Consider the following 23,542-nt stretch of genomic DNA (forward strand, 5'->3'; position numbering starts at 1 on the left):
CCAGGTCCAGCACTCTGCGCCGGAACTCCGGCGGATACCCACGACGTCCCACAAGGCCCTCCTCCAAGGGTCAAGTGGCACCAGAGTCCAGGAACCCGACTCCACCGAACGCGGGACACACCAAGAGCCTCCAACTGACCCGTCACGAGACACATGCTCGAGTTGCGTTCGGTGCGGGGCATGGGTCCTGGTCGGTCGCGTGCGACCTTGCGGTGGTGTTCATGCCGGGGCACCGTGAGCCGTCGACGCGTAGCGTCAATCTCGACACGAAGCACCGCGCGGGCGCCGTCGCGACGGCTGCCAAGCCCGTCCTGCAGGGCTCTTCCGTCTGTCCGCAAGGTTTGTCCAGTAGGTCGTTTCGGACAGATCGCATCACTCGTCCCAGTGACCGCCAGCGAGGAGTGAGATGCCGAACCGTCTTGCCCGAAGCACGAGCCCGTACCTCCAGCAGCACGCCGACAACCCCGTCGACTGGTACGAGTGGGGCGAGGAGGCGTTCGCCGAGGCGCGGCGCCGCGACGTCCCGCTCCTGATCTCCGTCGGCTACGCCGCGTGCCACTGGTGCCACGTCATGGCGCACGAGTCGTTCGAGGACGAGGCGACCGCGCGGTTCATGGACGAGCACTTCGTCTCGGTGAAGGTCGACCGCGAGGAGCGGCCCGACGTCGACGCCGTCTACATGGAGGCGACGCAGGCCATGACGGGCCACGGCGGCTGGCCCATGACGGTGTTCGCGACACCCGACGGCGCGCCGTTCTTCTGCGGGACGTACTTCCCGCCGCAGCCCGTCCAGGGCATGCCGTCGTTCCCGCAGGTCCTCGCGTCCGTCGCCGCCGCCTGGACGACGCGGCGCGACGAGGTCGACGGCAGCGCGGAGAGCATCCGGGCCGCGCTCGCCGAGCGACCGCCCACGGCGCCTCTGGGCGAGGACCTCGACCCCCATGCCGCCGAGCGCGCCCTGGCCACGCTCGCGCGCTCGTTCGACACGACGCGCGGGGGGTTCGGCGGGGCACCCAAGTTCCCGCCGTCGATGGTCCTCGAGTGGCTGCTGCGCCACTCGGCGCGGACCGCGGGCCACGGCGACGGCGCCGACCCGCTCGAGCTGCCGGACGCGCTCGACGCGACCGCGACGGGGGCGCCGTCGGGCGACGTCGACCCGGCCCTGCGGATGGCCGAGCGGACGCTCGACGCGATGGCGCGCGGCGGGATGTACGACCAGCTCGGCGGCGGCTTCGCGCGGTACTCGGTGGACGCCGACTGGGTCGTGCCCCACTTCGAGAAGATGCTCTACGACAACGCGCTCCTCCTGCGCGTGTACGTGCACTGGTGGCGGCTCACGGGATCACCGCTCGCGCAGCGGGTGGTCACGGAGACCGCCGACTTCCTCGTCCGCGAGCTGCGGACCGGTGAGGGCGGGTTCGCGTCGTCGCTCGACGCCGACAGCCCGGACGCCGAGGGCCGTCCCGCCGAGGGGGCGTTCTACGTCTGGACGCCCGACCAGCTCCGCGAGGTCCTGGGCGACGACGACGGCGCCTGGGCGGCCACGACGTTCTCCGTCACCGACGACGGCACGTTCGAGCACGGCTCCTCGGTGCTCCAGCTGCTCGTCGACCCGGTCGAGGACGACCAGGCCCGCTTGGCCGACGCACGGGCCCGCCTCATGGCAGCACGGGAGGAGCGCGCACGGCCGGGCCGCGACGACAAGGTCGTCGCGGGCTGGAACGGCCTCGCGGTCGCCGCCCTCGCCGAGTCCGCGGTACTGCTCGAGCGGCCGGACTGGCTCGACGCCGCCGTCGGCGCCGCGGACCTGCTCGTGCGCGTGCACCTGACGGGTGACCGCCTGGCCCGCACGTCGCGCGACGGCGCGGTGGGCACGGCGCCCGCGGTCCTCGAGGACTACGCGCACGTCGCCGACGGGTTCCTGGCGCTGCACCAGGCGACCGGCGACGCCGCGTGGCTGGCCCGCGCTGGTGCGCTGCTCGACGCGGTCCTCGCGCGCTTCACCGACGGCGCCGGCGGCTTCTACGACACCGCCGACGACGCGACGGACACCGTGCTCGCGTCGATCCGCCGCCCGCGCGACGTCGGGGACGGCCCGACCCCCGCCGGCCAGTCGGCCGCGGCCGGTGCGCTCCTGACGTACGCGGCGCTCACGGGCTCGACCGACCACCGGGCGGCGGCCGAGGCGGCGCTCAGGGAGCCGGTCGCCGTCGGGGCGCGCGTGCCGCGGGCCGCCGGGTGGGCGCTCGCGACGTTCGAAGCGCTGCTCGACGGGCCGCGCGAGGTCGCCGTCGTCGGCCCGGTGGACAACCCGATGACGGTCGAGCTGCTGCGGGCGGCGCGGCGCTCCCCCGCTCCGGGCGCCGTCGTCGTCCACGGCGAGCCCGACACGGAGGGCGTGCCGCTGCTGGCCGGCCGGCCGCTGCTCGACGAGCGGCCCGCGGCCTACGTGTGCCGGGGGTTGGTGTGCGACCGACCGACGTCGGACCCGAGCGAGGTGGCCGAGGCGCTGCGCCGATGAGGCGGGCGCCGGCGGTCAGACCTCCTCGACGGGCAGGCGGCAGCGCAGCGTCGCCTTGCCGTTGGGGGTGATGCGGAACGTGCCGGACTCCTCGAACAGGCGACCGTCCTCGTCGGCGCAGACCACGCCTGCCATGACGTACGGGCCCTTCCCGGTCCAGGGCACGTACCAGTTCTCGTCCGGCGCAGGCGTCGTCGGGAACCGGCACGTGAACTCGAGCAGAGAGCCGTCCGGCGCGTACGTCACGCGCACGTCCGTGGTGAACAGGTCGTACCCGATGCCGGTGCTGAGCCCGCCGGCGTAGCAGGACGACCCGTCGACCGTGACGCTGCTGTAGTGGTCGGCGGCAGCGGGCCCGGCGAGACCCACCGTGCCGAGGGCGGTCAGGGACAGGGCAATCACGAGTCGGGACGTACGCACGGCGAGCTCCTCGGTTCCGGCGACCAGCCGACGGCTGCTGTCGGCGCCAGTGTGGCGCAGGACGAACCCGGGCGAAAAGGGCACTGGCGTGGGCGTCGCACCCTGGTCGGAGCCGCGGGCAGCCTGCGGTCCGACCGAGGACGGACGCGTGCAGACGCGCCGAGGGCCGACGATCGAGCCGTGCGCGAGATCTCTGCTGACCGTCCGAGCCTCGCCGACGGTGCCGCAGGCGCGCCGGACGGCACCACCGGTCCTGCTCCGTCCCTGCCCGCTCAGCGGCCCCGAGGTGGACCGCTGGCCGGGTCGGGCCGGCTGATCCTGCTCGCGTCGTCGGCGGGCTTGGGCGTCGGCGGCCTGACCTCCCTCGGACAGACGCTCCTCGGCAGCACAGCGTTCGCCGGCCTGGGCAACGCGGTCAGCCCCTGGCTGGTGCTCCCGTTCGCGGTCGGGGCGCTGGCCCGACGGGACGGGCACGCGTCGGCTGCCGGGCTGCTGGCCTGCGTCGCCCAGGTCTTCGGCTACTACCTGGTCGCCCATCTGCGCGGCTTCGGCGTGAGCAACGCCTTCCTGATCATCTGGGCGGTCGCAGGGGTGCTCGGCGGGCCCCTGTTCGGCTGGGCTGGGCGGGCCTGGCGCACAGCCACGGGGCGCGTGCGCGGGCTCGGCCCTGCGCTGCTCGTCGGCTGCTGGGTCAGCGAGGCGATCGTCACGTACCTCGTCGTCCTGCGCTATGGCAGCGAGGCTGCCGTGTTCGGTGCCGTCGCCGCGGTGCTCACCGTCCTCCTCGGCGTCGCCGGGCGTCAGCTCCGTTCCCTGCTCACGTGGCTACCCGCCGCATGCCTCCTCGGCGGGGCGGGCTTCGCGGCACTGCACACGCTGCTCTGAGCCCTCGGGCGATGAAGCGTCCGGCCACCGGCTAGACGACCCTGCAAGGGCTCAGCCGATCGCGTCGCCCTCCGCGCCGGCGTCGACCGGTGTCAGCTCGATGAGCGGGCTCTGAGCCATCATCCGGTCGACGTCGTCGCGCCCCCACCTGCGGGCCGCCGCCTCGATGAGCGGGCGCCGCTCGGCGGGGCCCTCGATCACCCTGGCCACGGCCGGCACGTCGGCGACGACGCCCTGCTTGAGGTGGACGACGACGTGCGGGTCCGCCTCGACGTTGAGCAACCACCTGCGCTTGGCCGGGAACGGCATGCCCGAGATGAAGAGGCGAGGCACTGCACCGCAGTCAGGTGATCGACCTGACGACGACGGGCCGGCGTACGGGTCAGCCGCGGCGGATCGAGATCTTCCTCCACGACCTCGACGGTCCGATACGAGCGGCACAGCCGAGCGCCCTCGATCCGCTTCCTGCCACCGGACCTCTGCACCCGAGGCCCCCGCCGGCCTCACCGTTCTGGGTCGGCTCCTGTGGGTGGGTGTCATGGCCGGGCTCCTGATCGGCGGTCTGTCCGGAGCGGCTCTCTCCTGGGCGACGCCGTGGTACGCGGTGGGCGGGTTCTCGGTCGGCGCCATGGTCGGAGGTGCCGCCGGGGTGGCGGTGCAGGTGGCGAACGCCGTCGTGCTGCACGCCGCCCTGCGCGCCCGACCACGCCTCGACGGCGCCCGACGGCGTCTCGTGCTCGTCCCGCTGCCCGGCCTCGCGGGGTCCGCCCTCGCGCTCGCCGTCGGGGCACCGTGGGTCGGCGCGCTCGCGCTCGGGACGCTCTGCGCCGCCGCGGCGTGGCTGCTCGCGCCGTGGTGCCTCGCGCCCGCTCGCGCCCACTGAGCGCGGCCGGGCGCACCCGGGGAGCGACACCTAGGCTCGCCGCATGGCTTCCCACCGCAAGCCGCTCGACGACCTGCGCGAGACCGTGGGGCGCCTGGGAGACCAGCTGCCGCGCCACGGGCTGCGAGGCGTGGACGACCTCTTCGGCGCACGTCCGGGCCCAGCCCGGCCGCTGGCGGCGGTGCAGGCGGAGCTCGACGGTCTCGTCGGCCTCGAGACGGTCAAGGAGCAGGTGCAGGCGCTCGTCGCCTTCCTCCAGGTGCAGGCCCGACGCACGACGCACGGGCTGCCCGAGGTCGCGACGTCCCAGCACCTCGTCTTCCTCGGGAACCCGGGCACGGGCAAGACGACGGTGGCGCGCCTCCTGGCCGAGATGTACCGGGCGGTCGGCCTGCTGCAGAAGGGCCACCTGGTCGAGGTCGACCGGGCGGCCCTGGTCGGGCAGTACGTCGGCGCGACCGCGATCAAGACCGACCGCGTGATCCGCCGCGCGCTCGACGGGGTCCTGTTCATCGACGAGGCGTACTCGCTGGCACCCGAGACCGACGGGCGGGTCGACTTCGGCGCCGAGGCGATCGAGATCCTGCTCAAGCGCATGGAGGACCACCGACACCGCCTGGTCGTGATCGTGGCCGGCTACCCCCGCCTCATGGAGGCGTTCCTGCTCTCCAACCCCGGCCTCCGCTCGCGGTTCGCCCGCGAGGTCAGGTTCCCCGACTACTCCACGGGCGAGCTGGAGGCGATCTTCACGCTGATCCTCGCCCAGCACGACTACGTGCTCGCGCCCGGCGCCGACGCGACGCTGCGCCGGATCATCGAGGGCCTGCGCCCCGGCGAGGAGTCCGGCAACGCACGCTTCGCCCGCACGCTGTTCGAGCAGGCGCTCAACCGTCAGGCACTGCGGCTCGTGCGGGGTGGGAGCGGGCGGGTCGATGCGCTCGACCGCACCGACGTCATGACGCTCACCGGGGACGACCTCGCCGAGGCCGCCCGCGCGCTGGGCGAGGAGGCCGCGCCGGGGCATGAGGAGTCCCGGTGGCGGCGCTGGTTCGGGTGACGCCCACGGTGGCGAGGCGCCGTCGGCCGCGACCCACGGCCTGACCTCCCGGCACCTGGCTCAGCTGACGTCCCCGTCCGCGTCGTCGTCGTCGGCCCAGACGGTGGTCAGGCGGACGTCGGCGGCTCGCGTCTCCTCGACCAGCGTGGTCAGCAGCTCCGCGGCCGTCGTCGAGCGCAGCAGAGTGAGCTGGTCGAGCGAGCCGAGCGGTGCGATCCCGGCCACCTGCCAGATGCGCTCGAACGGCCTCGCGGACAGCACGACGTCCGGTGGCCACGTCAGCTCGACGAACTCGCTGGCCCTCGTCAGGGTGGCGCGAACCAGGGCCTCGGCGGCGTCGAGAGCGGGCAGCGCGGAGGCGTCGAGGTCGAGCGTGGGCAGCTCGCGCACCTCCGCCCGGGGGAACGGGTCGTCGCCGAGCCAGCGCACCACCTCGAGCCGTTCGGCACCGGTCGCCACCAGCTCGATCCACCCCTCGGCGACGTCGACCGAGGCGATCCGGGCGACCGTCCCGACGTCGAAGCGGACGTCGCCGCCGCCGACCTCGGAGCCTCGCTCGATGAGGACCACGCCGAACTCCCGCTGCGGGTCCTCGAGCACCGCCGCGAGCATCGCCACGTAGCGCGGCTCGAAGACGCGAAGCGGGAGCGGCATGCCCGGGAACAGCACGGCGCCCAGCGGGAACATCGCCAGCTCACGCACGTCCCCGGACATGACAGCGATCCTCCCCCGCCTGGGGCCACCGAGCGAGCCCTGGGGACACGACCGTGTCAGCTCGCCCTCGGCGACGGCCCACCGCGCCTCACACGCGCGCACCAGCCCGCGTGAGGACAACGTTCCGCGGGGGTAACACCCGGGCCACACCGGTGGAAACACCCGCTGCCTAGCGTCGGCGCCAGCCGCTCCGGGCCTGCCGGGCCCGGCACCGACCAGGAGGTCCTCATGGCCGCTCCGACCGTGACCACCGCACCCGGCACCACCACCGAACCCGGCACGACCACTGCGACAGCCACGACCACCCTCTCCCCCACGGGCGTCGTCGAGCGCCGCCGCGGCCGGTGGATCGACCGCTGGGACCCCGAGGACCCGCACTTCTGGGAGAACGGCGGACGCGTCACGGCGCGCCGCAACCTCACACCGTCGATCTTCGCCGAGTTCCTCGGCTTCGCGATGTGGGCGTCGTGGAGCATCGTCGTCCCGCAGCTCGCGTCCGTCGGCTTCGCGCTCACGGTCGACCAGCAGTTCTGGCTCATCGCGCTGCCGAGCCTCGTCGGCGCGACCCTGCGCATCCCGTACACCTTCGCGGTCCCGCTCCTCGGCGGCCGCAACTGGACGATCGTCTCCGCGCTCCTGCTGCTCCTGCCCGCGAGCGCCCTCGCGTACGTCGTCACGCGGCCCGAGACGTCGTTCGGGACGCTCCTCGTCGTCGCCGCGCTCGCGGGCCTCGGCGGCGGCAACTTCGCGTCGTCGATGGCGAACATCTCGTTCTTCTACCCCGAGCGCGAGAAGGGCAAGGCCCTCGGCCTCAACGCGGCCGGCGGCAACATCGGCACCGCGGCGGTCCAGCTCGCCGTCCCGCTCGTCATCGTCGCGGGCGCGGGCCTGCACCTCGAGCGCGCGGGCCTGATGTTCATCCCGCTCGTGCTGCTCGCGGCCTTCTGGGCGTGGCGCCGGATGGACAACCTCGCGGGCATGAAGTCGGACTATCGCGCCTTCGGCGCCGCGACGCGCAGCCGGCACACGTGGATCATCTCGTTCCTGTACATCGGCACGTTCGGCTCGTTCATCGGGTTCTCGGGTGCGTTCCCGACGCTGCTCAAGGGCCAGTTCCCCGAGGTCACGCTCACCGTCGCGTTCCTCGGAGCGCTCGTCGGCTCCCTCGCCCGGCCCACGGGCGGCATGCTCGCCGACCGCCTCGGCGGTGCCCGCGTGACCATCGCGTCCTACGGGGTCATGGCGCTCGGCACGGTCGGTGCGGTGCTCTCGCTGCGCGGCGGGGACTTCTGGGGCTTCCTCGCGTCGTTCCTCGTGCTCTTCATCGCCACGGGCGTCGGCAACGGCTCCGTGTACCGGATGATCCCCGCGGTCTTCCAGGTCGGCGCGACGACGACGGACGCCGCCGCCCGCGGGCGCAAGGCCGCCGCGGGGTGCATCGGCATCGCGGGCGCCGTCGGGGCCTTCGGCGGGTTCCTCATCCCGCGCGGCTTCGCGGTCTCCAGCACCGCGACCGGCAGCCTCGAGCCCGCGCTGTGGGCGTTCGTCGGGATGTACGCCGTCATGGCGCTCGTGACGTGGGCGGTCTACGCGCGGCGCGGCTCGACCCTCGCCGCCTCGGTCATCTGATGACGGCGACGCACTGCCCGTACTGCGCGCTGCAGTGCGCGATGACGCTCGGGCCCGCCGACGCCGAGGCGCGGCGGGTCCGGGCGCCCGTCGCCGTCACGGGCCGCGAGTTCCCGACCAACCGCGGGGGCCTGTGCCAGAAGGGCTGGACGAGCGCCCAGGTGCTCGGCGCGACCGACCGGCTCACGACACCGCTGGTGCGCGGCGCCGACGGCGAGCTGCACCCCGCGACGTGGGACGACGCGCTCGACCTCGTCGCCGGGCGCCTCACCGAGATCCAGGAGCGGCACGGGCGCGACGCGGTCGCGGTCTTCGGCGGGGGCGGCCTCACCAACGAGAAGGCCTACGCCCTCGGCAAGTTCGCGCGCGTCGTCCTGCGCACGCCGTTCATCGACTACAACGGCCGGTTCTGCATGGCGAGCGCGGCCGCGGCCGCGAACCGCTCGCTCGGCGTCGACCGGGGTCTGCCGTTCCCGCTGGCCGACCTCGGGGGCGCGCAGGCCGTCCTCCTGCTCGGGTCCAACCTCGCCGAGACGATGCCCCCGTCCACGCAGCACCTCGCGGGCGCGCGGGCGGCGGGCGGGCTCGTCGTCGTCGACCCGCGGCACTCGCCCACGGCCGCGCTCGCCGACGACGGCGCGGGCCTCCACCTCCAGGCGGTTCCCGGGACGGACCTCGCGGTGCTGCTCGCGCTCCTGCACGTCGTCTGGGCCGAGGGGCTCGTCGACGCCGACTACCTCGCCGCGCGGACCACCGGGGCCGACGACGTGCGACGCAGCGTCGCGGCGTGGTGGCCCGAGCGCGCGGAGCGCGTGACCGGCGTCCCGGCGGACGACCTGCGCCGTGCGGCGCGCGTGCTCGCCGCCGCGGCCCCCGTCAACGGCGGCGCCGGAGCGGTCGTGCTCACGGGCCGCGGCGCCGAGCAGAGCACGCAGGGCACCGCGACGGTGACGGCCGCGATCAACCTCGCCCTGAGCCTCGGGCTGCCCGGACGGCCCAGCAGCGGGTACGGCGCGATCACCGGGCAGGGCAACGGGCAGGGCGGACGCGAGCACGGCCAGAAGGCCGACCAGCTGCCCGGGTACCGCAAGATCGACGACCCGGCCGCACGCGCGCACGTCGCCGCGGTCTGGGGCGTCGACCCCGACGACCTGCCCGGCCCGGGCGTCGCGGCCGTCGAGCTCGTGCGCCGCTGCGGGACGCCCGGGGGACCCCGCGCGCTGCTCGTCCACGGGTGCAACCTCGTCGTCAGCGCCCCCGACAACCAGGCGGTCCGCGAGCGGCTCCAGGCGCTCGACCTGCTCGTGGTGTGCGACTTCCTCCCGTCGGAGACCGCGCTCCTGGCCGACGTCGTCCTGCCCGTGACCCAGTGGGCCGAGGAGGAGGGCACGATGACGTCGCTCGAGGGCCGGGTCATCCGGCGGCGCCGCGCGCTCGCACCGCCGCCGGGCGTCCGCTCCGAGCTCGACGTCCTGCACGACCTCGCGGCGCGGCTCGGCGTGACGTCGGGCTTCCCGACCGACCCGGCGGAGGTCTTCGACGAGCTCGCCCGCGCGAGCTCGGGCGGGATCGCCGACTACGGGGGGCTGAGCCACGCGCGTCTCGACGCCGCCGAGGCCGCGGGTCAGGCGCTGCACTGGCCCGTCCCCGCGGCGCGCGACGGCGCCGAGCACCCCGGCACACCCCGGCTGTTCGCCGACGGGTTCCCGCGGCCCGACGGTCGCGCGCTCATGGTCCCGGTGGACCACCGCGGCCCGTCCGACCGGCTGCACCCCGACCAGCCGCTCTACCTCGTGACCGGGCGCGTCCTGCAGCACTACCAGTCGGGTGCGCAGACGCGCCGCGTGCCCGCGCTCGCCGCTGCGCAGCCCGAGCCGTACGTCGAGCTGCACCCGCTGCTCGCGGACCGCCTCGGCATCGCCGACGGCGAGCCCGTCGAGGTCACGTCCGCGCGCGGCACGGCCGTCGCGGTCGCCCACGTGACGCCCGGCGCGCGCCCCGACACGGTGTTCATGCCGTTCCACTGGAGCGGGGAGGGCAGCGCGAACCGTCTCACGACCGACGCGACCGACCCGATCTCGGGCATGCCCGAGTTCAAGGTCGCCGCCGTGCGCGTGCGCGCCCACGTCCCCGAGCGGGCCGAGGTGGGCGCATGAGGCCGGCACGCGTCGTCGTCGTCGGGCACGGCATGGTGGGCGCGCGCTTCGTGGAGGAGCTGGTCGAGCGGGTCGCCGGGACGCCCGCGGGCGCCCGTGCGGTCGAGGTGACCGTGCTCGGCGCGGAGGAGTACGAGCCGTACAACCGCGTGCTGCTGAGCGAGGTCGTCGCGGGCAAGGTCGACGTCGCGTCCCTCACGCTCCCGCGGCGGGACGTCGCGGGCGTGCGCGTCCTGCCGGGCGTCGCGGCGTACGCGGTCGACCGCGAGCGCCGCGTCGTGCTCGCCGACGACGGGTCGAGCCACGCCTACGACCACCTCGTGCTCGCGACCGGTGCGCGCGCCCGCGTGCCGGCTCTCGCGGGCCTCGCGCCCGGCGGACCGCTGCCCGCGGGCGTCCACGCGCTGCGCACGCTCGACGACGCGCGGGAGATCGTCGCCGCCACGGTCAACGCGCGACGCGCCGTCGTGCTCGGTGGCGGCGTGCTGGGCCTCGAGGCCGCGTGCGGGCTCGCGCGCCGCGGGCTGCGCGTCACGGTGGTCCACGGCGGACCGCACGCGATGGACCGCCAGCTCGACGCCGACGCCGGGCACGTCGTCGGGCGGGGGCTCACGGCGCTCGGTGTCGACGTGCGTGCGGACGCCGCGGCGGAGGGCGTCGTGCTCGACGGCGGCCGCGCGGGCGGGCTGCGCCTCGGGGATGCGGACGACGGCGTGGTCCCCGCCGAGCTCGTCGTGCTCACCGCGGGCACCGAGCCGGAGACGGCGCTCGCGCGCGCCGCGGGCCTCGCCGTCGGGCGCGGCGTCCTCGTCGACCGGACCTGCACCACCGCGGACCCGCGCGTGCACGCGATCGGCGACTGCGCCGAGCCGCCCGAAGGCGGTACCGGCCTCGTCGCCCAGGGTTGGGACCAGGCGCGACGCCTCGCCACGCGGCTCGCAGCCGAGCTGACGGAGCGTGGCGCGGCGCCGGGCGGCGGCACCGGGGCGATCCCGGGCGCCGGCCGCGCGCCCGACGAGCCGCCCGACGCGACCGGCACCGACGACGTCGTGCGGCTCAAGGCCCACGGCCTCGACGTCGTCGCGATGGGCGTGTGCGGCTCGCGCCGCGACGTCGGCCGGCCGGTCCGGTCGGTGCGGCTCAGCGACCCCGACGGCGGTCGGCACGTCGAGGTCGTCGTCGCCGACGGCGTGCTGGTCGGGGCGACGTGCGTCGGCGACGCGCGCGTCGCGGCCGACCTCACGGCCGCGTACACGCGCCGCACGCCCGTCCCGGCCGACCCCGCGCAGCTCCTGCTCCGGCGGGTCGCCGGGGCCGCGAGCGCCGCCGCCGAGCCGTCCCCCACGCTCATGCCCGACCGCGCGACGGTCTGCCGGTGCAACGGCGTGACCAAGGGTGACATCGTCGCGTGCTTCGAGCACGGGGCCCGCGAGGTCGAGGACGTCGCCCGGGCCACGCGGGCCACCACCGGGTGCGGCGGGTGCACCGAGGCGGTGTGCGGCATCGTCGACTGGCTGCGCCGCTCGACGCCCGCGGGCGCCGACGCGTCCGCCGACGCGGTCGGCACGGGGTCCCGCGACGGAGAAATCGCCCTCGACGTGCAGAACCGCACCGGTGGAGTTCAATCGGCGGTGTGAGGGGAAGGGACCACGACACGCTGACGCTGCGCCGGCGCACGCACCTCGCGGCGATCGCGGCGCTCGTGGCGGTCGCGCTGACGGCCGGCTGCCAGGTCGACTCGCTCGCCGACATCCCGGCCGACCCCCGGGGCACGCTCGACCGCGTCGAGGGCGGGTTCCTCCGGGTCGGCGTGTCGCCCAACCCGCCGTGGACCGACCTCCCGGAGGGGCTCGGGGACCCGCTCCGGCCGTCGGGTCGCGAGGTCGAGCTCGTGGAGGACTTCGCGGAGAGCCTCGACGCGGAGGTCGTGTGGGCCGCGGGCTCGGAGGAGGAGCTCCTCGGCGACCTCGAGACGGGTGCGCTCGACGTCGTCGTCGGCGGGCTGACCGCGCGCAGCCCGTGGGCGTCGCACGCGGCCCTCACGCGGCCCTACGCGAGCGTCCCCGGCGAGAAGGGTGAGGAGGAGCTGCACGTCATGGCCACCCCGATGGGCGAGAACGCGTTCCTCGTCGCGCTCGAGCGCTTCCTCCTCGCGCAGGACGTGGGCGGATGAGCGACGTGGGTCAGCAGGGCGGGCGCCAGGACGGGCGGCGCGAGCCGACCCGGTTCGGGCACACCGAGCTCCCGCGCGAGCAGGAGGAGGCCCTGCGCCGCGCCGTCCGGCTCGCGTGGGTGACGATCGGGTTCCTCGTGACCGCCGTCGTCGCGGTCTACGTGACGATGGGCAGCTCGCAGGCCATGAAGGCCGCGTGGGCCGAGGACCTGCTGTCGTTCATCCCGCCGATCTCGTTCCTCGTCGCGCTGCACCTGACGCGCAAGCCGCCGAGCCCGCGCCACCCCTACGGCCACCACCGCTCGATCGGGGTCGGCCACCTCGTCGCCGGGACGTCGCTGGTGATCATGGGGACGTTCCTTGTGTGGGACTCGGGGAGCGGCCTGCTCAAGGCCGAGCACCCGCCGATCGGCGTCATGGAGGTCGGCGGGCACGTCGTCTGGTCCGGGTGGCTCATGATCGCGGCGCTCGCGTACACGGCGGTCCCGCCCGTGCTGCTCGGCCGCGCGAAGATGCCGCTCGCCGAGAAGCTCCACGACCGCGTCCTCTACGCCGACGCGGACATGAACAAGGCCGACTGGATGACCGCCGTGGGCGGGATCGTCGGCATCGTCGGGGTCGGCGTCGGCTGGTGGTGGGCCGACGCCGCGGCCGCGCTCTTCATCTCCGGCAGCATCCTGCGCGACGGCGTGGGCAACGTCCGGACGGCGGTCACCGCGCTCATGGACGCGCGCGCGACGACCGTCGACGGCAAGGAGGTCCACCCGCTCGTCGGACGCGTGGACGCGCTGCTGCGCGGGCTCCCGTGGGTCGCGGAGGCCGGCTCGCGCGTGCGCGACGAGGGCCACGTGTTCCACGTCGAGGGGTTCGTCGTCCCGATCGGCGCGCCGCCGTCGCTCGAGGAGCTCGCCCAGGCGCGCGACGCCCTCGTGGCGCTCGACTGGAAGGTCCAGGACGCCGTCGTCGTCCCGTGCGCCGAGCTGCCCGACGAGCTGCTGCCGGGCGTCGGGGACGAGCGCGAGGACGCACCCGCGCGCGGGCACGACGCGGGCTGACCCCGCGGGCTGACCCCGTCTGCCGACCCCCTCCCGCGTGCGCGGGTCCAGGTCGCGCGCACCCCGCCCGGGCCGTACGTCCCGCGACCGGCCGGATCCGCGACCGACGATGGTGGCAGCACCACGAGGGAAGGCGGAGCCATGGCAGCACCACAGGTCGTCGTCGTCGGCGGCGGGTACGGCGGCGTCGCCGTCGCCCAGGCGCTCGACGACGTCGCGGACGTCGTCCTCGTCGAGCCCAAGGACGCCTTCGTGCACTCCGTCGGCGCGCTGCGCGCCGCGGTGGACCACGAGTTCGAGGAGCGGGTCTTCCACCCGTACGACCGGCTGCTCGCCCGCGGGCGGGTCGTGCAGGACTGGGCGCGCCTCGTCTCGCCGGGCCTCGTCCGGCTCTCGAGCACCGAGCGGCTGCACGCCGACTACGTGGTGCTCGCGACCGGCACGGGCTACCCGTTCCCGTGCAAGTTCCTCGAGAACGCGACCGACGTCGCCCGCGCCCACCTCGCGCGGATGCGTGAGGAGCTCGTGCGCTGCGAGGACGTGCTGCTGGTCGGCGCGGGTCCGGTGGGCGTCGAGCTCGCAGGCGAGCTGACCGCGGCGTTCGGCGACCTGCGCGTGACCCTCGTCGAGCGCGAGGACGACATCCTGCCCGCGCCCGACCTGCTGCCGGAGCTGCGGGCGTCGGTCCGCGCCCAGCTCGAGGCGCGGGGCGTGCGGATCGTCACCGGCGCCCCCCTCGGCTACCTGCCGCCGTTCGACGTGGGCCGCTACGGGCCCTTCACGGTGCACACGACCGCGGGCGAGCGCGTCGACGCGCAGATGTGGTTCCGCTGCCACGGCGCACGACCCCTGACCGACTACCTCGACGACGACCTGTCCGCGCTGCGGCGCGACGACGGGTCCGTGCGGGTCACGCGGCACCTCTCGCTCGTCGGGCACGACCGCGTGTTCGCGGTCGGGGACATCACCGACGTCCGTGAGGACAAGCGGGCCACCGCTGCGCGCGCGCACGCCGAGGTGGTCGCCACGAACATCCACGACCTCATCGAGGGCCGGGCGCCGTCGGCCGTCCACGAGCCCGAGCCGCAGCGCATCGTGCTCCCGCTCGGGCCCGAGGGCGGCGCGTCGCAGGTCGTCGACGACGACGGCCGGACCGTCGTGCTCGGCCCCGAGCGCACGGCCGCGATCAAGGGCGCCGACCTGTTCACGACGGACGTCGAGGAGGTCTTCGCCGGCTGAGCCTGACCTCCCGCTCCGAGGGAGGTCAGCCGAACGCGCCCGCGGCGTACGCCACGAGCATCACGACGACGAGCAGGCCGAGGGCGACCACGACGCCGTAGACGGCCTTGTTCGTCCGCTCGCTCGGCAGGTCGGGCTGGTGGGTCGTCACGCCCGACGTCGTGCTCGCCTCACCGGGCGGCGTGTCGCCCGGCGCCACGGAGCCGCCGGGCTCCAGACCCGTGGTCTCGCTGGGGTCCGGGTCCGGGTTCGAGGTCGTCATCCCTCCACGCTAGGCGCGCCCGGCGGTGCGCGCGCGGCCGGGGCGGACCGCTCGACGCGCCGTCGTCGGACGATCACGGTAGGACTGGGCCTGTGCCCGAGCCCACCCCTGCCCCCGACCCTGCCGGTGGGCCCGACGGCGGACGCCCCGACCCGTCGGCGCCGCCCGTCGAGGACCCCCGGGTCACCGTGGTCGTCGCGAGCATGAACCGTCGCGACGAGCTGCTCGCGTCCCTCGGACGCCACCGCGCACCCGTCGTGCTCGTCGACAACGGGTCCTCCGACGGGACCGTCGACGCCGTCCGCGCCGCGCACCCCCACGTCGAGGTGGTCCCGCTGCCGGCGAACCGTGGTGCGGCGGCCCGGACCGTCGGCGTGCGGCGCGCGCGGACGCCGTACGTCGCGTTCGCCGACGACGACTCGTGGTGGGCACCCGGGTCGCTGCGCACCGCGGCCGACGCGCTCGACGCGAACCCCACGGTCGCCGTCGTCCAGGCGTCGGTGCTCGTCGGGCCGCAGGAGCGCCCCGACCCGTTCGACGAGGTGCTCGCGGGCTCCCCGCTCGGGGCGCGCACCGCGCCGCTGCCGGGTCCGCGCGTCCTCGGCTTCGTCGCGTGCGCGGTCGCCGTGCGCCGCGACGCGTTCCTCGCCGTGGGCGGGTTCGACGACGTCGTGCGCTTCCCCGGCGAGGAGGAGCGCGTCGCGTGGGACCTCACCTCGGCCGGCTGGGACCTCGTGCACCTGCCCGCGGCCGTGGTGCACCACCACCCGTCACCGCGCCGCCACTCCCCCGCGCGGCGCGTCCGCGCGATCACGCGGTCGGCGGTGCTCACGGGCGTCCTGCGGCTGCCCGCCCGCGCCGCCGCCGCCCGGGTCGCGCGCGCTCTCGTGGGCGCCGGGGCGTCGGGCGCGACGCGTCTCGGCGTGCTCGACGCCGTGCGCGACCTGCCCCGTGCCGTCCGCGGCCGCCGCGTGACGACGCCGGACGTCCTGCGCGACCTCGCGGTCCTGACCGGCAGGCCGGACGACGACGCGCGCCCGACCGCACCCGCATCCCGCCCCGCACCGAGCAACGGAGGAGACGCCGCATGACCGAGGCACCCGCGCCCGAGTCCACCTCGTCGTCCGAGTCCGCGCCGCGCCGCGTCGTCGTCACCGGCGGCGCCGGGTTCCTCGGCAGCCACCTGTGCACCGAGCTCGTCGCACGCGGCTGGCACGTCGTGTGCCTCGACAACTTCCTCACCGGGTCGCCCGCGAACGTCGCGCACCTCGTCCAGGACCCGCGGTTCCAGCTCGTGCGGTGCGACGTCACGGACTTCGTCCACGTGCCCGGCGAGGTCGACCTGGTGCTCCACTTCGCGTCGCCGGCATCGCCCGTGGACTACCTCAAGCTGCCGATCCAGACGCTCAAGGTCGGCTCCATCGGCACGGGGCACGCGCTGGGCCTCGCGAAGGAGAAGGGCGCGCGGTTCCTGCTCGCATCGACGTCGGAGGTCTACGGCGACCCCCAGGAGCACCCGCAGCGCGAGGACTACTGGGGACACGTCAACCCGATCGGCCCGCGCGGCGTCTACGACGAGGCGAAGCGCTACGCGGAGGCGCTCACCACCGCGTACCGGACCGCGCACGGCGTCGACACCGCGATCGTCCGCATCTTCAACACGTACGGGCCGCGCATGCGCCCGTACGACGGGCGCGCGATCCCGACGTTCATCCGCCAGGCACTCGCGGGCGAGCCGCTGACGGTGGCCGGCGACGGGTCCCAGACGCGCTCGGTCTGCTACGTCGACGACCTGGTGCGCGGCATCCTCGCGCTCGCCGAGAGCGGGCACCCCGGCCCCGTCAACATCGGCAACCCGCACGAGCGGACCGTGCTCGAGATCGCCGAGGACGTGCTCGCCGCCACCGGGTCCACGGCCGGCATCACGTTCGTGGAGCGACCGCAGGACGACCCGACCGTGCGGCGGCCCGACACGACGCTGGCCCAGGAGCTGCTCGGCTGGGAGCCCGAGGTGGACTGGCACCAGGGTCTTCGACGTACCGTCTCCTGGTTCGAACGCGCTCTCGTCGAGTCGGCCTGAGCGTCCGCCGTCGGTCTCCCCCGGGCCGCCGCCCCTTCCCTGGAGACCCGTGACGTCCGAGCCCACGACCGACGCAGACATCTCCCGCGTCGTCATCGACTGCGCCGACGAGCCCATCCGGATCCCGGGTTCCGTGCAGCCGCACGGCGCCCTCCTCGCCGTCGTCGCGGGCACGACGCGCGTCGTCGTCGCCTCCTGGAGCGTGCGTGAGCACCTGGGGCGCGACGCCGAGGACGTCGTCGGCGTCGCGCTCGAGGAGCTGTTCGGCGCGTCCTGGCCCGAGGAGGGACTGGCCGCGCTCGACGCCGTCGAGCCGCGGACGGTCGACGTCGACCTCCCCGACGGTGGGCGGCGCTCGTTCGACCTGCTCGCGCACGCGTCGGACGACCTCGTCCTGCTCGAGCTCGAGCCGCGCCGGCCCGTGCCCGCCGACCAGTCGGTGCGTGCCCGGGCCGCGCTGCGCGGGCTCCAGGCCGCCGGGGCCGAGGACGCGCTGACCGCCGAGCTCGCGCGCGCGGTGCGGGCCGTCACGGGCTTCGACCGGGTCATGGTCTACCGGTTCGACGCGGCGTGGAACGGGACGGTCGTCGCCGAGGACGCCGCGCCCGACCTCGGCCTCGACCCGTACCTCGGCCTGCGCTTCCCCGCGAGCGACATCCCGGCCCAGGCCCGCGCGCTGTACACGTCGCAGTGGCTGCGGTCGATCCCCGACGCGCGCTACACCCCGAGCCCGCTCGTCCCGCCGCTGCGTCCCTCGGGCGAGCCGGTCGACCTGTCGGACTCGGCGCTGCGCAGCGTGTCCCCCGTGCACCTGGAGTACCTCGCGAACATGGGCGTCGAGGCGTCGATGTCCGTCTCCCTCATCACGCGCGGCGTCCTGTGGGGGCTCGTCGCGTGCCACCACTACCGCGGCCCGCACTTCCCCACGGCCGGCCAGCGCGGCACGGCCGAGTTCCTCGGGCGCACAGCCTCGGTCCTGCTCGAGGGCTGGCAGAACCGCAACCAGTACCTCGACTCGCTCGCGCTCACCGCGACGGCGGGCGACCTCGCGCGGCTCGTCACGGCGCACGACCGGCGCCCGGTGGCCGCTCTGACGGGCGACGACGCCGTGCTCGACCTGGTCGACGGCGCGGCGGGCGCGGCCGTCCGGCTCCAGGGACGCACGGCGCTCGTCGGCCGGACGCCCGCGCTCGAGGACGTCACCGCGCTGCTCGCCGAGCTCTGGGCCGACCGCACCCGGACGACGGTCGTCTCCGACGCGCTCGGAACCGCGCTCCCCGGGTCCGACGTCGCCGCGCGGGTCCGGGACACGGTGAGCGGGATCCTCGCGGTGCCCGTCGCGTCGGGGGCGCCCGACGACGCGCTCGTGTGGTTCAAGCCCGAGGTGCTCACCGAGGTGCGGTGGGCGGGTGACCCGACGGAGAAGGGCCTCGAGGAGACGCCGGACGGCCTGCGGCTCACGCCGCGCGCGTCGTTCGCGACGTACGTCGAGCAGGTGCGCGGCACGTCGACCCCGTGGAACCCGCTCGAGGTCGCCGCGGCGGAGCAGCTCGCCGTGACGGTCGGCGAGGTGCTCGTGCGGCGGTCGGCCGAGGACGCGCGGCTCGCCGGTGCGCTGCAGCAGATCGTCCTCACGACGCGACCCCCGACACCCGCCGGGTACGCGCTCGCGAGCCGCTACACGCCGAGCGGCCAGGACGTCGTCGGCGGCGACTGGTTCGACGTCACGGCCCTGCCGGACGGCCGGCTCGTCGTCATGATCGGGGACGTCGCCGGGCACGGCATCGGCAAGGCCGCGATCACCGCGCAGCTGCGCAACGCGTTGCGCGCGTACCTCGTCGACACCGGGAGCGTCGCCGAGGCGATCGCGCGGCTCGGGCGGCTCGTCGCGGAGCTCGTTCCCGGGGAGCTCGCGACGATCGGCGCCGTCGAGCTCGACCCTGCGACGGGGCGGCTCGTGGCGGCGTCGGCCGGCCACCTCCCCGCGCTCGTGCGCCGGGCGGCCGGGGCCGAGCTGCTCGACGGCGCTCGCGGCCCCGCACTCGGGCTCGGGCTCGCGGCGGAGCTCGACGTCCACGAGACGACCCTCGGCTCGGGCGACTCGGTCGTGCTCTTCACCGACGGGCTCGTCGAGCAGCGCGGCACGGCGATGAGCGCGTCGCTGCGGGCCCTCGTCGCCAACGCGGAGGCCGCCCCGCCCGACGCCGACGGGCTGGTCGACGCCCTGCTCGCGGGTGCACCCCGCAGCGACGACGACGTCACCCTCGTGGCGCTGCACCGCATCGGCTGAGCGCATGGCCGAGCTCGTCGTCGTCACGGGCCCGCCCGGGGCCGGCAAGTCGACCGTCGCCGCCGCGCTCGCGGAGGGCCTGGAGCCGTCGGCCCTCGTCACGGGCGACTCGTTCTTCGGGTTCCTGGTGCGCGGGGCGATCGCGCCGTGGCTGCCCGAGGCCGACGAGCAGAACCGGGTGGTGGTGGCTGCCGCCGCGGCGGCCACCGGGCGCCTCGTCGCGGGCGGCTTCCACGCCGTGTACGACGGCGTCCTCGGGCCGTGGATGGTCGAGGCGTTCGTCGACCGGCTCGGTGCGGCGGTCCCTCACCTGCACTACGTCGTGCTCCTGCCACCGCTCGAGACGTGCCTCGGCCGGGTCGCCGCGCGGACCGGGCACGGCTTCACCGACGCCGACGCCACGCGACACATGCACCGCGAGTTCGCCGAGGCGGACGTCGACGACCGTCATCTGCTCACGGACGTCACGTCGGACGTCGCGGCACTCGTCGACCGGATCGCGGGGCGGATGACGGACGGGTCCCTGCTGCTGCGCGGCGCCTAGGTCGAAGCGTCCTCGGTCGGGCCGGCGTCGGCGTCGGCGTCGGCGTCGGCGAGGAGGGCCTCCAGGGGGGCGAGCGGCACGACGCCGTCGGCCCTGGCCGCGAGCTGCGGGTCGACCGTCACGAGCGCGTCCGCTTGGAGCCGGGCGATCGCGAGGTGCTCGGCGTCGCGCAGGCTGTCCCAGCCGTGCTCGCGCGCGATGCGCCAGGCCGTGCCTCGCGACACCCGGTCACCCAGCAGCCGCAGCTTCAGGGCGGTGACCTGCTCGTGCGCGGCGAGCGCCTCCTCGTCGGTGCGCGTGCCGGCCCTGACGTCGTCGAGCAGCAGCTGGAGCGCCTCCGACCTGATCGAACCGGGTGCCACGAGATGGATCGCCGGATCGACCCGTGCGCCGTGGTCCACCAGGTGCAGCAGCGTGCGGGCGTCGACGACGTAGCGGGCCATCCCGTCAGCGTAGGCAGGTGCCGACCAACCCAGCCCCTGACCGGACCTGCCCTCCCCGAACGCCGACTTGCCACTTCTCGCGCCCCGCCCGCCCGCTCCCCGATCGCCGAGCTCGCGCTTCTCCGTCGAGCTCGCGGACGTCGCACGCGAACTCGGCGGCGAATACGCGAAGTCGGCGATCCGGGCGGCGAGGCGGCGGGCGGGGCGGCGGGCGGGGCGGCGGGGCGGCGGGGCGGGGCGGGGCGGGGCGGGGCGGGGCGGGGCGGGGCGGGGCGGGGCGGGGCACGCTGACCGGGCGGCGCACCCGCCCCTCCACGCTCCCCGATCGCCGAGTTCGCGCTTCTCCGTCGAGCTCGCGGACGTCGCACGCGAACTCGGCGGCAATTGCGCGAAGTCGGCGATGCGGGTGTCGGGGCGGCGACGGACCCGGGTGGGGCGGCGAGGCACGCGGGCCGGGGGCGCTCCCCGGCTGCGGGGTCGGCGCGGGGGGCGCTCCCGGGCTGCGGGGTCGGCGCCGGGGGCGCTCCCCGCCTGCGGGGTCGGCGCGGGGACGACGGCGGCGCGTCCTCAGGAGCGGGGGTGGCGCTCGCCGACCTGGCGCATCGTGGCGCTCGTCAGGGCGAACGCGCGGCGGGCCTCGTCGACCGCGGCGTCGACCTCGTCCGGCGTCAGGGGCAGCGCGTCGAGCAGGGCGCGGTAGCGGTCCTTGTAGGGCTTCACGCGACCGACGTCGAACGCGTAGAAGTGCAGCGCGTCGTCGCCGAGACCGTGCCGGTCCCTGAGCGCGACGCGGATCGCCTGACCACCCGACAGGTCACCGAGGTACCGCGTCCACGCGTGCGCGGCCCACAGGCCCGGGCGGTCGCCGACGGCGCGGATCCGGCCGGCGTGCTCGGCGGCGGCCGGGACGACGGGCCGGTCACGCCACGCGTCGCCGTCGAGCGCACGGAGGTCGAGCTCGATCGCGGCCGACCGCTCGAGCGCCGGGTCGGCGAGGCCCCCGCAACGGCCCGCGTCGCGCAGGGCCCGGCCCGTCTCCTCGAGCGCCGCGTACACCGCGCGGTACTGGACGAGCAGGTCGACGTACGCCGACACCGGCACGCGGGCCTCGAGCAGGTCGCCGACGAACGGCGTGCCCTCGGCGCTCTCGTGCGCCTCGCGGGTCCCCGCGCGCAGCGCGTCGGCCAGGGTCATGCGGCTCCTCGCTGCAGGTGGGTCGTGCGGGTGGGCGCTGCTGGTGGTGCTGCTCACGCGTCGGTGCGTGTCCGGGCCCCGTCCGCGCTGTCGCCGGTCCGACGACGCGGCCCATCCTCACGCATGGAACTGGGAGCGCCGCCACGCGAGAGCCCGTGCCGCCGGAAGCGCGACCAGCGAGTGCCCGCGACGGTCGCGCCCGTCACGCGTGCGTCGGCGCGACCCGTGCGAGCAGCACCTCGACGGCGTCGCGGACCTCCGCCGTCGGGACCGCGAGGAGCGCGGGGTCGGGCTCGTCGCCGTGCGGGTCGCCCGGCCGCCCGGGCTCCCCGTGCCACAGCACGACGTGCGCGTCCTCGTCGATGCACGGACCCCACCACCGCGGAGGCGTCGGCCCGAAGAGGAGGACCGAGGGCGTCCCCACGGCCGTCGCGACGTGCGCGACGCCCGTGTCCCCGCAGACGACGAGCGCGGCGTCCGCGACCAGGCGCGCGAGTCCCGGCAGGTCGAGGTCCCCCGCGGTGCTCGCCGCGCGGTCCGGCGGCAGACCGTCGACGACGGCGCCCGCGAGCGCTGCCTCCTGGGGTCCGCCGGTGACGACGACGCGTCGGCCGCCCGCCACGAGTCCCGCCGCGAGCGCGGCCCACCGGTCGACCGGCCACCGCCGCGACCCCGACGCGGCGCCGGGATGCAGCACCACGGGCGCCGCGTCGTCGTCGCGCATCCCCCGCGCGACGCCCACGTCGAGCCGCAGGTCCTCGCGCGAGCACTCCGCTCCGACGGACCGCACGAGGCGCAGCCACCGGTCGACCTCGTGCTCGTCGCGCCGCCACGCGGGCCCGTCGACGCCGGCCTCGGGACTCGCGAACGCCACCAGCCGGCCGGGCCGCAGGTCGAGCAGCAACCGGTGGCTCTCGGGCCCCGACCCGTGGAGGTTGACCGCGACGTCGGGACCGTCGCGGTCGCCCCACGGGACGGGATCGAGGCCCGACGACCCGACGACGTCGTCGACGACGCCGAGGTCCCGCAACCACCCGCCGACACCGGCCGGTGCCGCCAGAACGAGGCGGTGGCCCGGGAACGCCCGGCGCAGCCCGCGCAGCGCGGGCACGCCGGTCAGCGCGTCCCCGAGCCCGAGCGCCCGCAGCGCGAGCACGACCGGACGCGCACCCGCGCCGGCCCCGCCGGTCCCGCGGACGCCGCTCACGGCCAGGACGACTCGCCCGACGCCATGACGAGCATCTCGCGGATCTCGCAGCCGACGGGCTGGCGCAGCGCCGTGATGACGGTCCCGGCGGTGTGCACCGGGTCGTTGAGGTCGGCGTCCGGGCCGGGCTTGTACTGCTCGGTCCGGCCGTCGAAGAACGCGGTCCGCATGCCGCCCGGGATGAGCAGCGTCACGCCCACGCGGCCCTTGTACTCGGCCGCGAGCGCGTGGCTGAACCCGCGCACGCCGTACTTGGACGCGCTGTACGCCGTCGCGTCGCCCATGCCGCGCAGCGACAGGGTCGACCCGACGGTCACCACCGTGCCGCGGACGCGCTCGAGGTAGGGCAGCGCCGCCCGCACGACGGCGACCGTGCCGAACAGGTTCACGCGGACGACGCGCTCCCACGTCTCGGGGTCGATCTCGAGCAGCGGTCCGCACGCGTCGGTCCCCGCGGCCGTGACGACGGCGTCGGGCGGGCCGACCTGCCCCACGGCCTGCTCCACGGCGCGCGCCGCGGCGGCCGAGTCGGACAGGTCGACCTCGACGTACGCGACGCCGTCGCGCGGCGCGGCACGGTCGAGCACCACCGGGGTGCCGCCCGCCGCAGCCACCGCGTCGACGACGGCGGCGCCGAGACCGCTCGCGCCGCCGGTCACGTACACCGTGCCGATCTCGCGCGGGGTGGGCAGGCCGGCGGGTGCGCCGGAGGGGGTCGTGCTGGTCGTCACAGGGTTCCTCTCGTGGTGGGTGGACCGCCCGGTCGGGCGGGGTCCGTGCTGCGGGGCCC

Annotated in this window: 22 protein-coding genes; 14 read left to right on the plus strand and 8 right to left on the minus strand. The window is 75.8% G+C overall.

The genetic code is table 11. The annotated features are described in order from the left end of the window. The first annotated feature begins 406 nt into the window (after positions 1–406). Positions 407–2,521 (plus strand): thioredoxin domain-containing protein, encoded by a 2,115-nt coding sequence (locus IEV86_RS16525; RefSeq protein ID WP_043609026.1) that lies wholly within the window; start codon positions 407–409, stop codon positions 2,519–2,521. Between the two features lie 15 nt (positions 2,522–2,536). Here the strand turns inward: IEV86_RS16525 and IEV86_RS16530 are convergent, their stop codons facing one another. Beyond that, a complete protein-coding gene (locus IEV86_RS16530; protein ID WP_152605751.1) occupies positions 2,537–2,941 on the minus strand; it encodes a hypothetical protein in 405 nt (134 codons plus the stop codon). A gap of 180 nt (positions 2,942–3,121) precedes the next feature. Between IEV86_RS16530 and IEV86_RS16535 the strand changes: the two genes are divergently transcribed. Next, positions 3,122–3,826 carry a DUF6518 family protein gene (locus IEV86_RS16535; protein WP_052426480.1) on the plus strand — a complete coding sequence of 235 codons (705 nt, stop codon included), beginning with the start codon at positions 3,122–3,124 and terminating at the stop codon, positions 3,824–3,826. Positions 3,827–3,877: 51 nt separating this feature from the next. On the opposite strand, the gene IEV86_RS16540 is transcribed toward IEV86_RS16535, so the two are convergent. Beyond that, complete coding sequence (locus IEV86_RS16540) at positions 3,878–4,159, minus strand: hypothetical protein (protein ID WP_043609023.1); 282 nt, start codon at positions 4,157–4,159, stop codon at positions 3,878–3,880. Positions 4,160–4,364: 205 nt separating this feature from the next. Here IEV86_RS16540 and IEV86_RS16545 point away from each other — a divergent pair, with 205 nt between their 5' ends. Both IEV86_RS16545 and IEV86_RS16550 read left to right on the plus strand, forming a co-directional pair. Next, entirely contained in the window at positions 4,365–4,709 is a 345-nt protein-coding gene (locus IEV86_RS16545; protein WP_043609021.1) for a hypothetical protein, read from the plus strand. Positions 4,710–4,752: 43 nt separating this feature from the next. Beyond that, on the plus strand, positions 4,753–5,766 hold the full coding sequence (locus tag IEV86_RS16550; RefSeq protein WP_043609018.1) for an AAA family ATPase: 1,014 nt from the start codon (positions 4,753–4,755) through the stop codon (positions 5,764–5,766). Between the two features lie 60 nt (positions 5,767–5,826). Here IEV86_RS16550 and IEV86_RS16555 read toward each other — a convergent pair whose 3' ends face one another. After that, positions 5,827–6,480 (minus strand): LON peptidase substrate-binding domain-containing protein, encoded by a 654-nt coding sequence (locus IEV86_RS16555; RefSeq protein ID WP_043609015.1) that lies wholly within the window; start codon positions 6,478–6,480, stop codon positions 5,827–5,829. 228 nt (positions 6,481–6,708) lie between these two features. Here IEV86_RS16555 and IEV86_RS16560 point away from each other — a divergent pair, with 228 nt between their 5' ends. From IEV86_RS16560 to IEV86_RS16585, 6 genes are all read left to right on the plus strand, one after another. Then, the gene (locus IEV86_RS16560) at positions 6,709–8,109 is read left to right on the plus strand and encodes an MFS transporter (RefSeq protein WP_043609012.1); all 1,401 of its coding nucleotides are present in this window, start codon (positions 6,709–6,711) and stop codon (positions 8,107–8,109) included. Continuing rightward, on the plus strand, positions 8,109–10,265 hold the full coding sequence (locus tag IEV86_RS16565) for a molybdopterin oxidoreductase family protein (RefSeq protein ID WP_043609009.1): 2,157 nt from the start codon (positions 8,109–8,111) through the stop codon (positions 10,263–10,265). Before IEV86_RS16560 ends, IEV86_RS16565 begins: the two co-directional genes overlap by 1 nt. Continuing rightward, positions 10,262–11,902 carry an FAD-dependent oxidoreductase gene (locus IEV86_RS16570; protein ID WP_188484773.1) on the plus strand — a complete coding sequence of 547 codons (1,641 nt, stop codon included), beginning with the start codon at positions 10,262–10,264 and terminating at the stop codon, positions 11,900–11,902. Before IEV86_RS16565 ends, IEV86_RS16570 begins: the two co-directional genes overlap by 4 nt. Continuing rightward, a complete protein-coding gene (locus IEV86_RS16575; protein ID WP_229734707.1) occupies positions 11,899–12,438 on the plus strand; it encodes a transporter substrate-binding domain-containing protein in 540 nt (179 codons plus the stop codon). Before IEV86_RS16570 ends, IEV86_RS16575 begins: the two co-directional genes overlap by 4 nt. Then, positions 12,435–13,493, plus strand: a complete 1,059-nt coding sequence (locus IEV86_RS16580) for a cation efflux transmembrane domain-containing protein (RefSeq protein ID WP_052426564.1) — start codon at positions 12,435–12,437, stop codon at positions 13,491–13,493. Before IEV86_RS16575 ends, IEV86_RS16580 begins: the two co-directional genes overlap by 4 nt. Before the next feature lie 141 nt (positions 13,494–13,634). Next, a complete protein-coding gene (locus tag IEV86_RS16585) occupies positions 13,635–14,732 on the plus strand; it encodes an FAD-dependent oxidoreductase (RefSeq protein ID WP_043610181.1) in 1,098 nt (365 codons plus the stop codon). Positions 14,733–14,757: 25 nt separating this feature from the next. Here the strand turns inward: IEV86_RS16585 and IEV86_RS16590 are convergent, their stop codons facing one another. Continuing rightward, positions 14,758–14,994 (minus strand): DUF6480 family protein, encoded by a 237-nt coding sequence (locus IEV86_RS16590; RefSeq protein ID WP_043610179.1) that lies wholly within the window; start codon positions 14,992–14,994, stop codon positions 14,758–14,760. 92 nt (positions 14,995–15,086) lie between these two features. Here IEV86_RS16590 and IEV86_RS16595 point away from each other — a divergent pair, with 92 nt between their 5' ends. From IEV86_RS16595 to IEV86_RS16610, 4 genes are read left to right on the plus strand one after another with little or no spacing between them, the layout of a single operon-like run. Beyond that, positions 15,087–16,085 carry a glycosyltransferase family 2 protein gene (locus IEV86_RS16595; protein ID WP_229734708.1) on the plus strand — a complete coding sequence of 333 codons (999 nt, stop codon included), beginning with the start codon at positions 15,087–15,089 and terminating at the stop codon, positions 16,083–16,085. Next, positions 16,082–17,074 carry a UDP-glucuronic acid decarboxylase family protein gene (locus IEV86_RS16600; protein ID WP_043610135.1) on the plus strand — a complete coding sequence of 331 codons (993 nt, stop codon included), beginning with the start codon at positions 16,082–16,084 and terminating at the stop codon, positions 17,072–17,074. Before IEV86_RS16595 ends, IEV86_RS16600 begins: the two co-directional genes overlap by 4 nt. Positions 17,075–17,123: 49 nt before the next feature. After that, positions 17,124–19,364: a SpoIIE family protein phosphatase gene (locus tag IEV86_RS16605; protein ID WP_052426560.1), complete on the plus strand. Its 2,241-nt coding sequence runs from the start codon at positions 17,124–17,126 to the stop codon at positions 19,362–19,364. A gap of 4 nt (positions 19,365–19,368) precedes the next feature. Then, positions 19,369–19,908 carry an AAA family ATPase gene (locus tag IEV86_RS16610; RefSeq protein WP_052426559.1) on the plus strand — a complete coding sequence of 180 codons (540 nt, stop codon included), beginning with the start codon at positions 19,369–19,371 and terminating at the stop codon, positions 19,906–19,908. Here IEV86_RS16610 and IEV86_RS16615 read toward each other — a convergent pair. The 4 genes from IEV86_RS16615 to IEV86_RS16630 all read right to left on the minus strand — a co-directional run bounded on the left by IEV86_RS16615 (position 19,905) and on the right by IEV86_RS16630 (position 23,483). Then, positions 19,905–20,351, minus strand: a complete 447-nt coding sequence (locus IEV86_RS16615; protein ID WP_052426558.1) for a PIN domain-containing protein — start codon at positions 20,349–20,351, stop codon at positions 19,905–19,907. The two genes, IEV86_RS16610 and IEV86_RS16615, sit on opposite strands and share 4 nt — an antisense overlap. A gap of 567 nt (positions 20,352–20,918) precedes the next feature. Beyond that, positions 20,919–21,545 (minus strand): biliverdin-producing heme oxygenase, encoded by a 627-nt coding sequence (locus IEV86_RS16620; RefSeq protein ID WP_043610372.1) that lies wholly within the window; start codon positions 21,543–21,545, stop codon positions 20,919–20,921. A 202-nt stretch (positions 21,546–21,747) separates the two neighbouring features. Then, the gene (locus tag IEV86_RS16625; protein ID WP_052426580.1) at positions 21,748–22,752 is read right to left on the minus strand and encodes a glycosyltransferase family 9 protein; all 1,005 of its coding nucleotides are present in this window, start codon (positions 22,750–22,752) and stop codon (positions 21,748–21,750) included. Beyond that, positions 22,749–23,483, minus strand: a complete 735-nt coding sequence (locus IEV86_RS16630; protein ID WP_081978964.1) for an SDR family oxidoreductase — start codon at positions 23,481–23,483, stop codon at positions 22,749–22,751. Before IEV86_RS16630 ends, IEV86_RS16625 begins: the two co-directional genes overlap by 4 nt. Positions 23,484–23,542 lie beyond the last annotated feature (59 nt).

The sequence above is a fragment of the Cellulomonas carbonis genome (assembly GCF_014636275.1).
In the GTDB taxonomy this organism is placed as follows: Bacteria; Actinomycetota; Actinomycetes; order Actinomycetales; family Cellulomonadaceae; genus Actinotalea; species Actinotalea carbonis.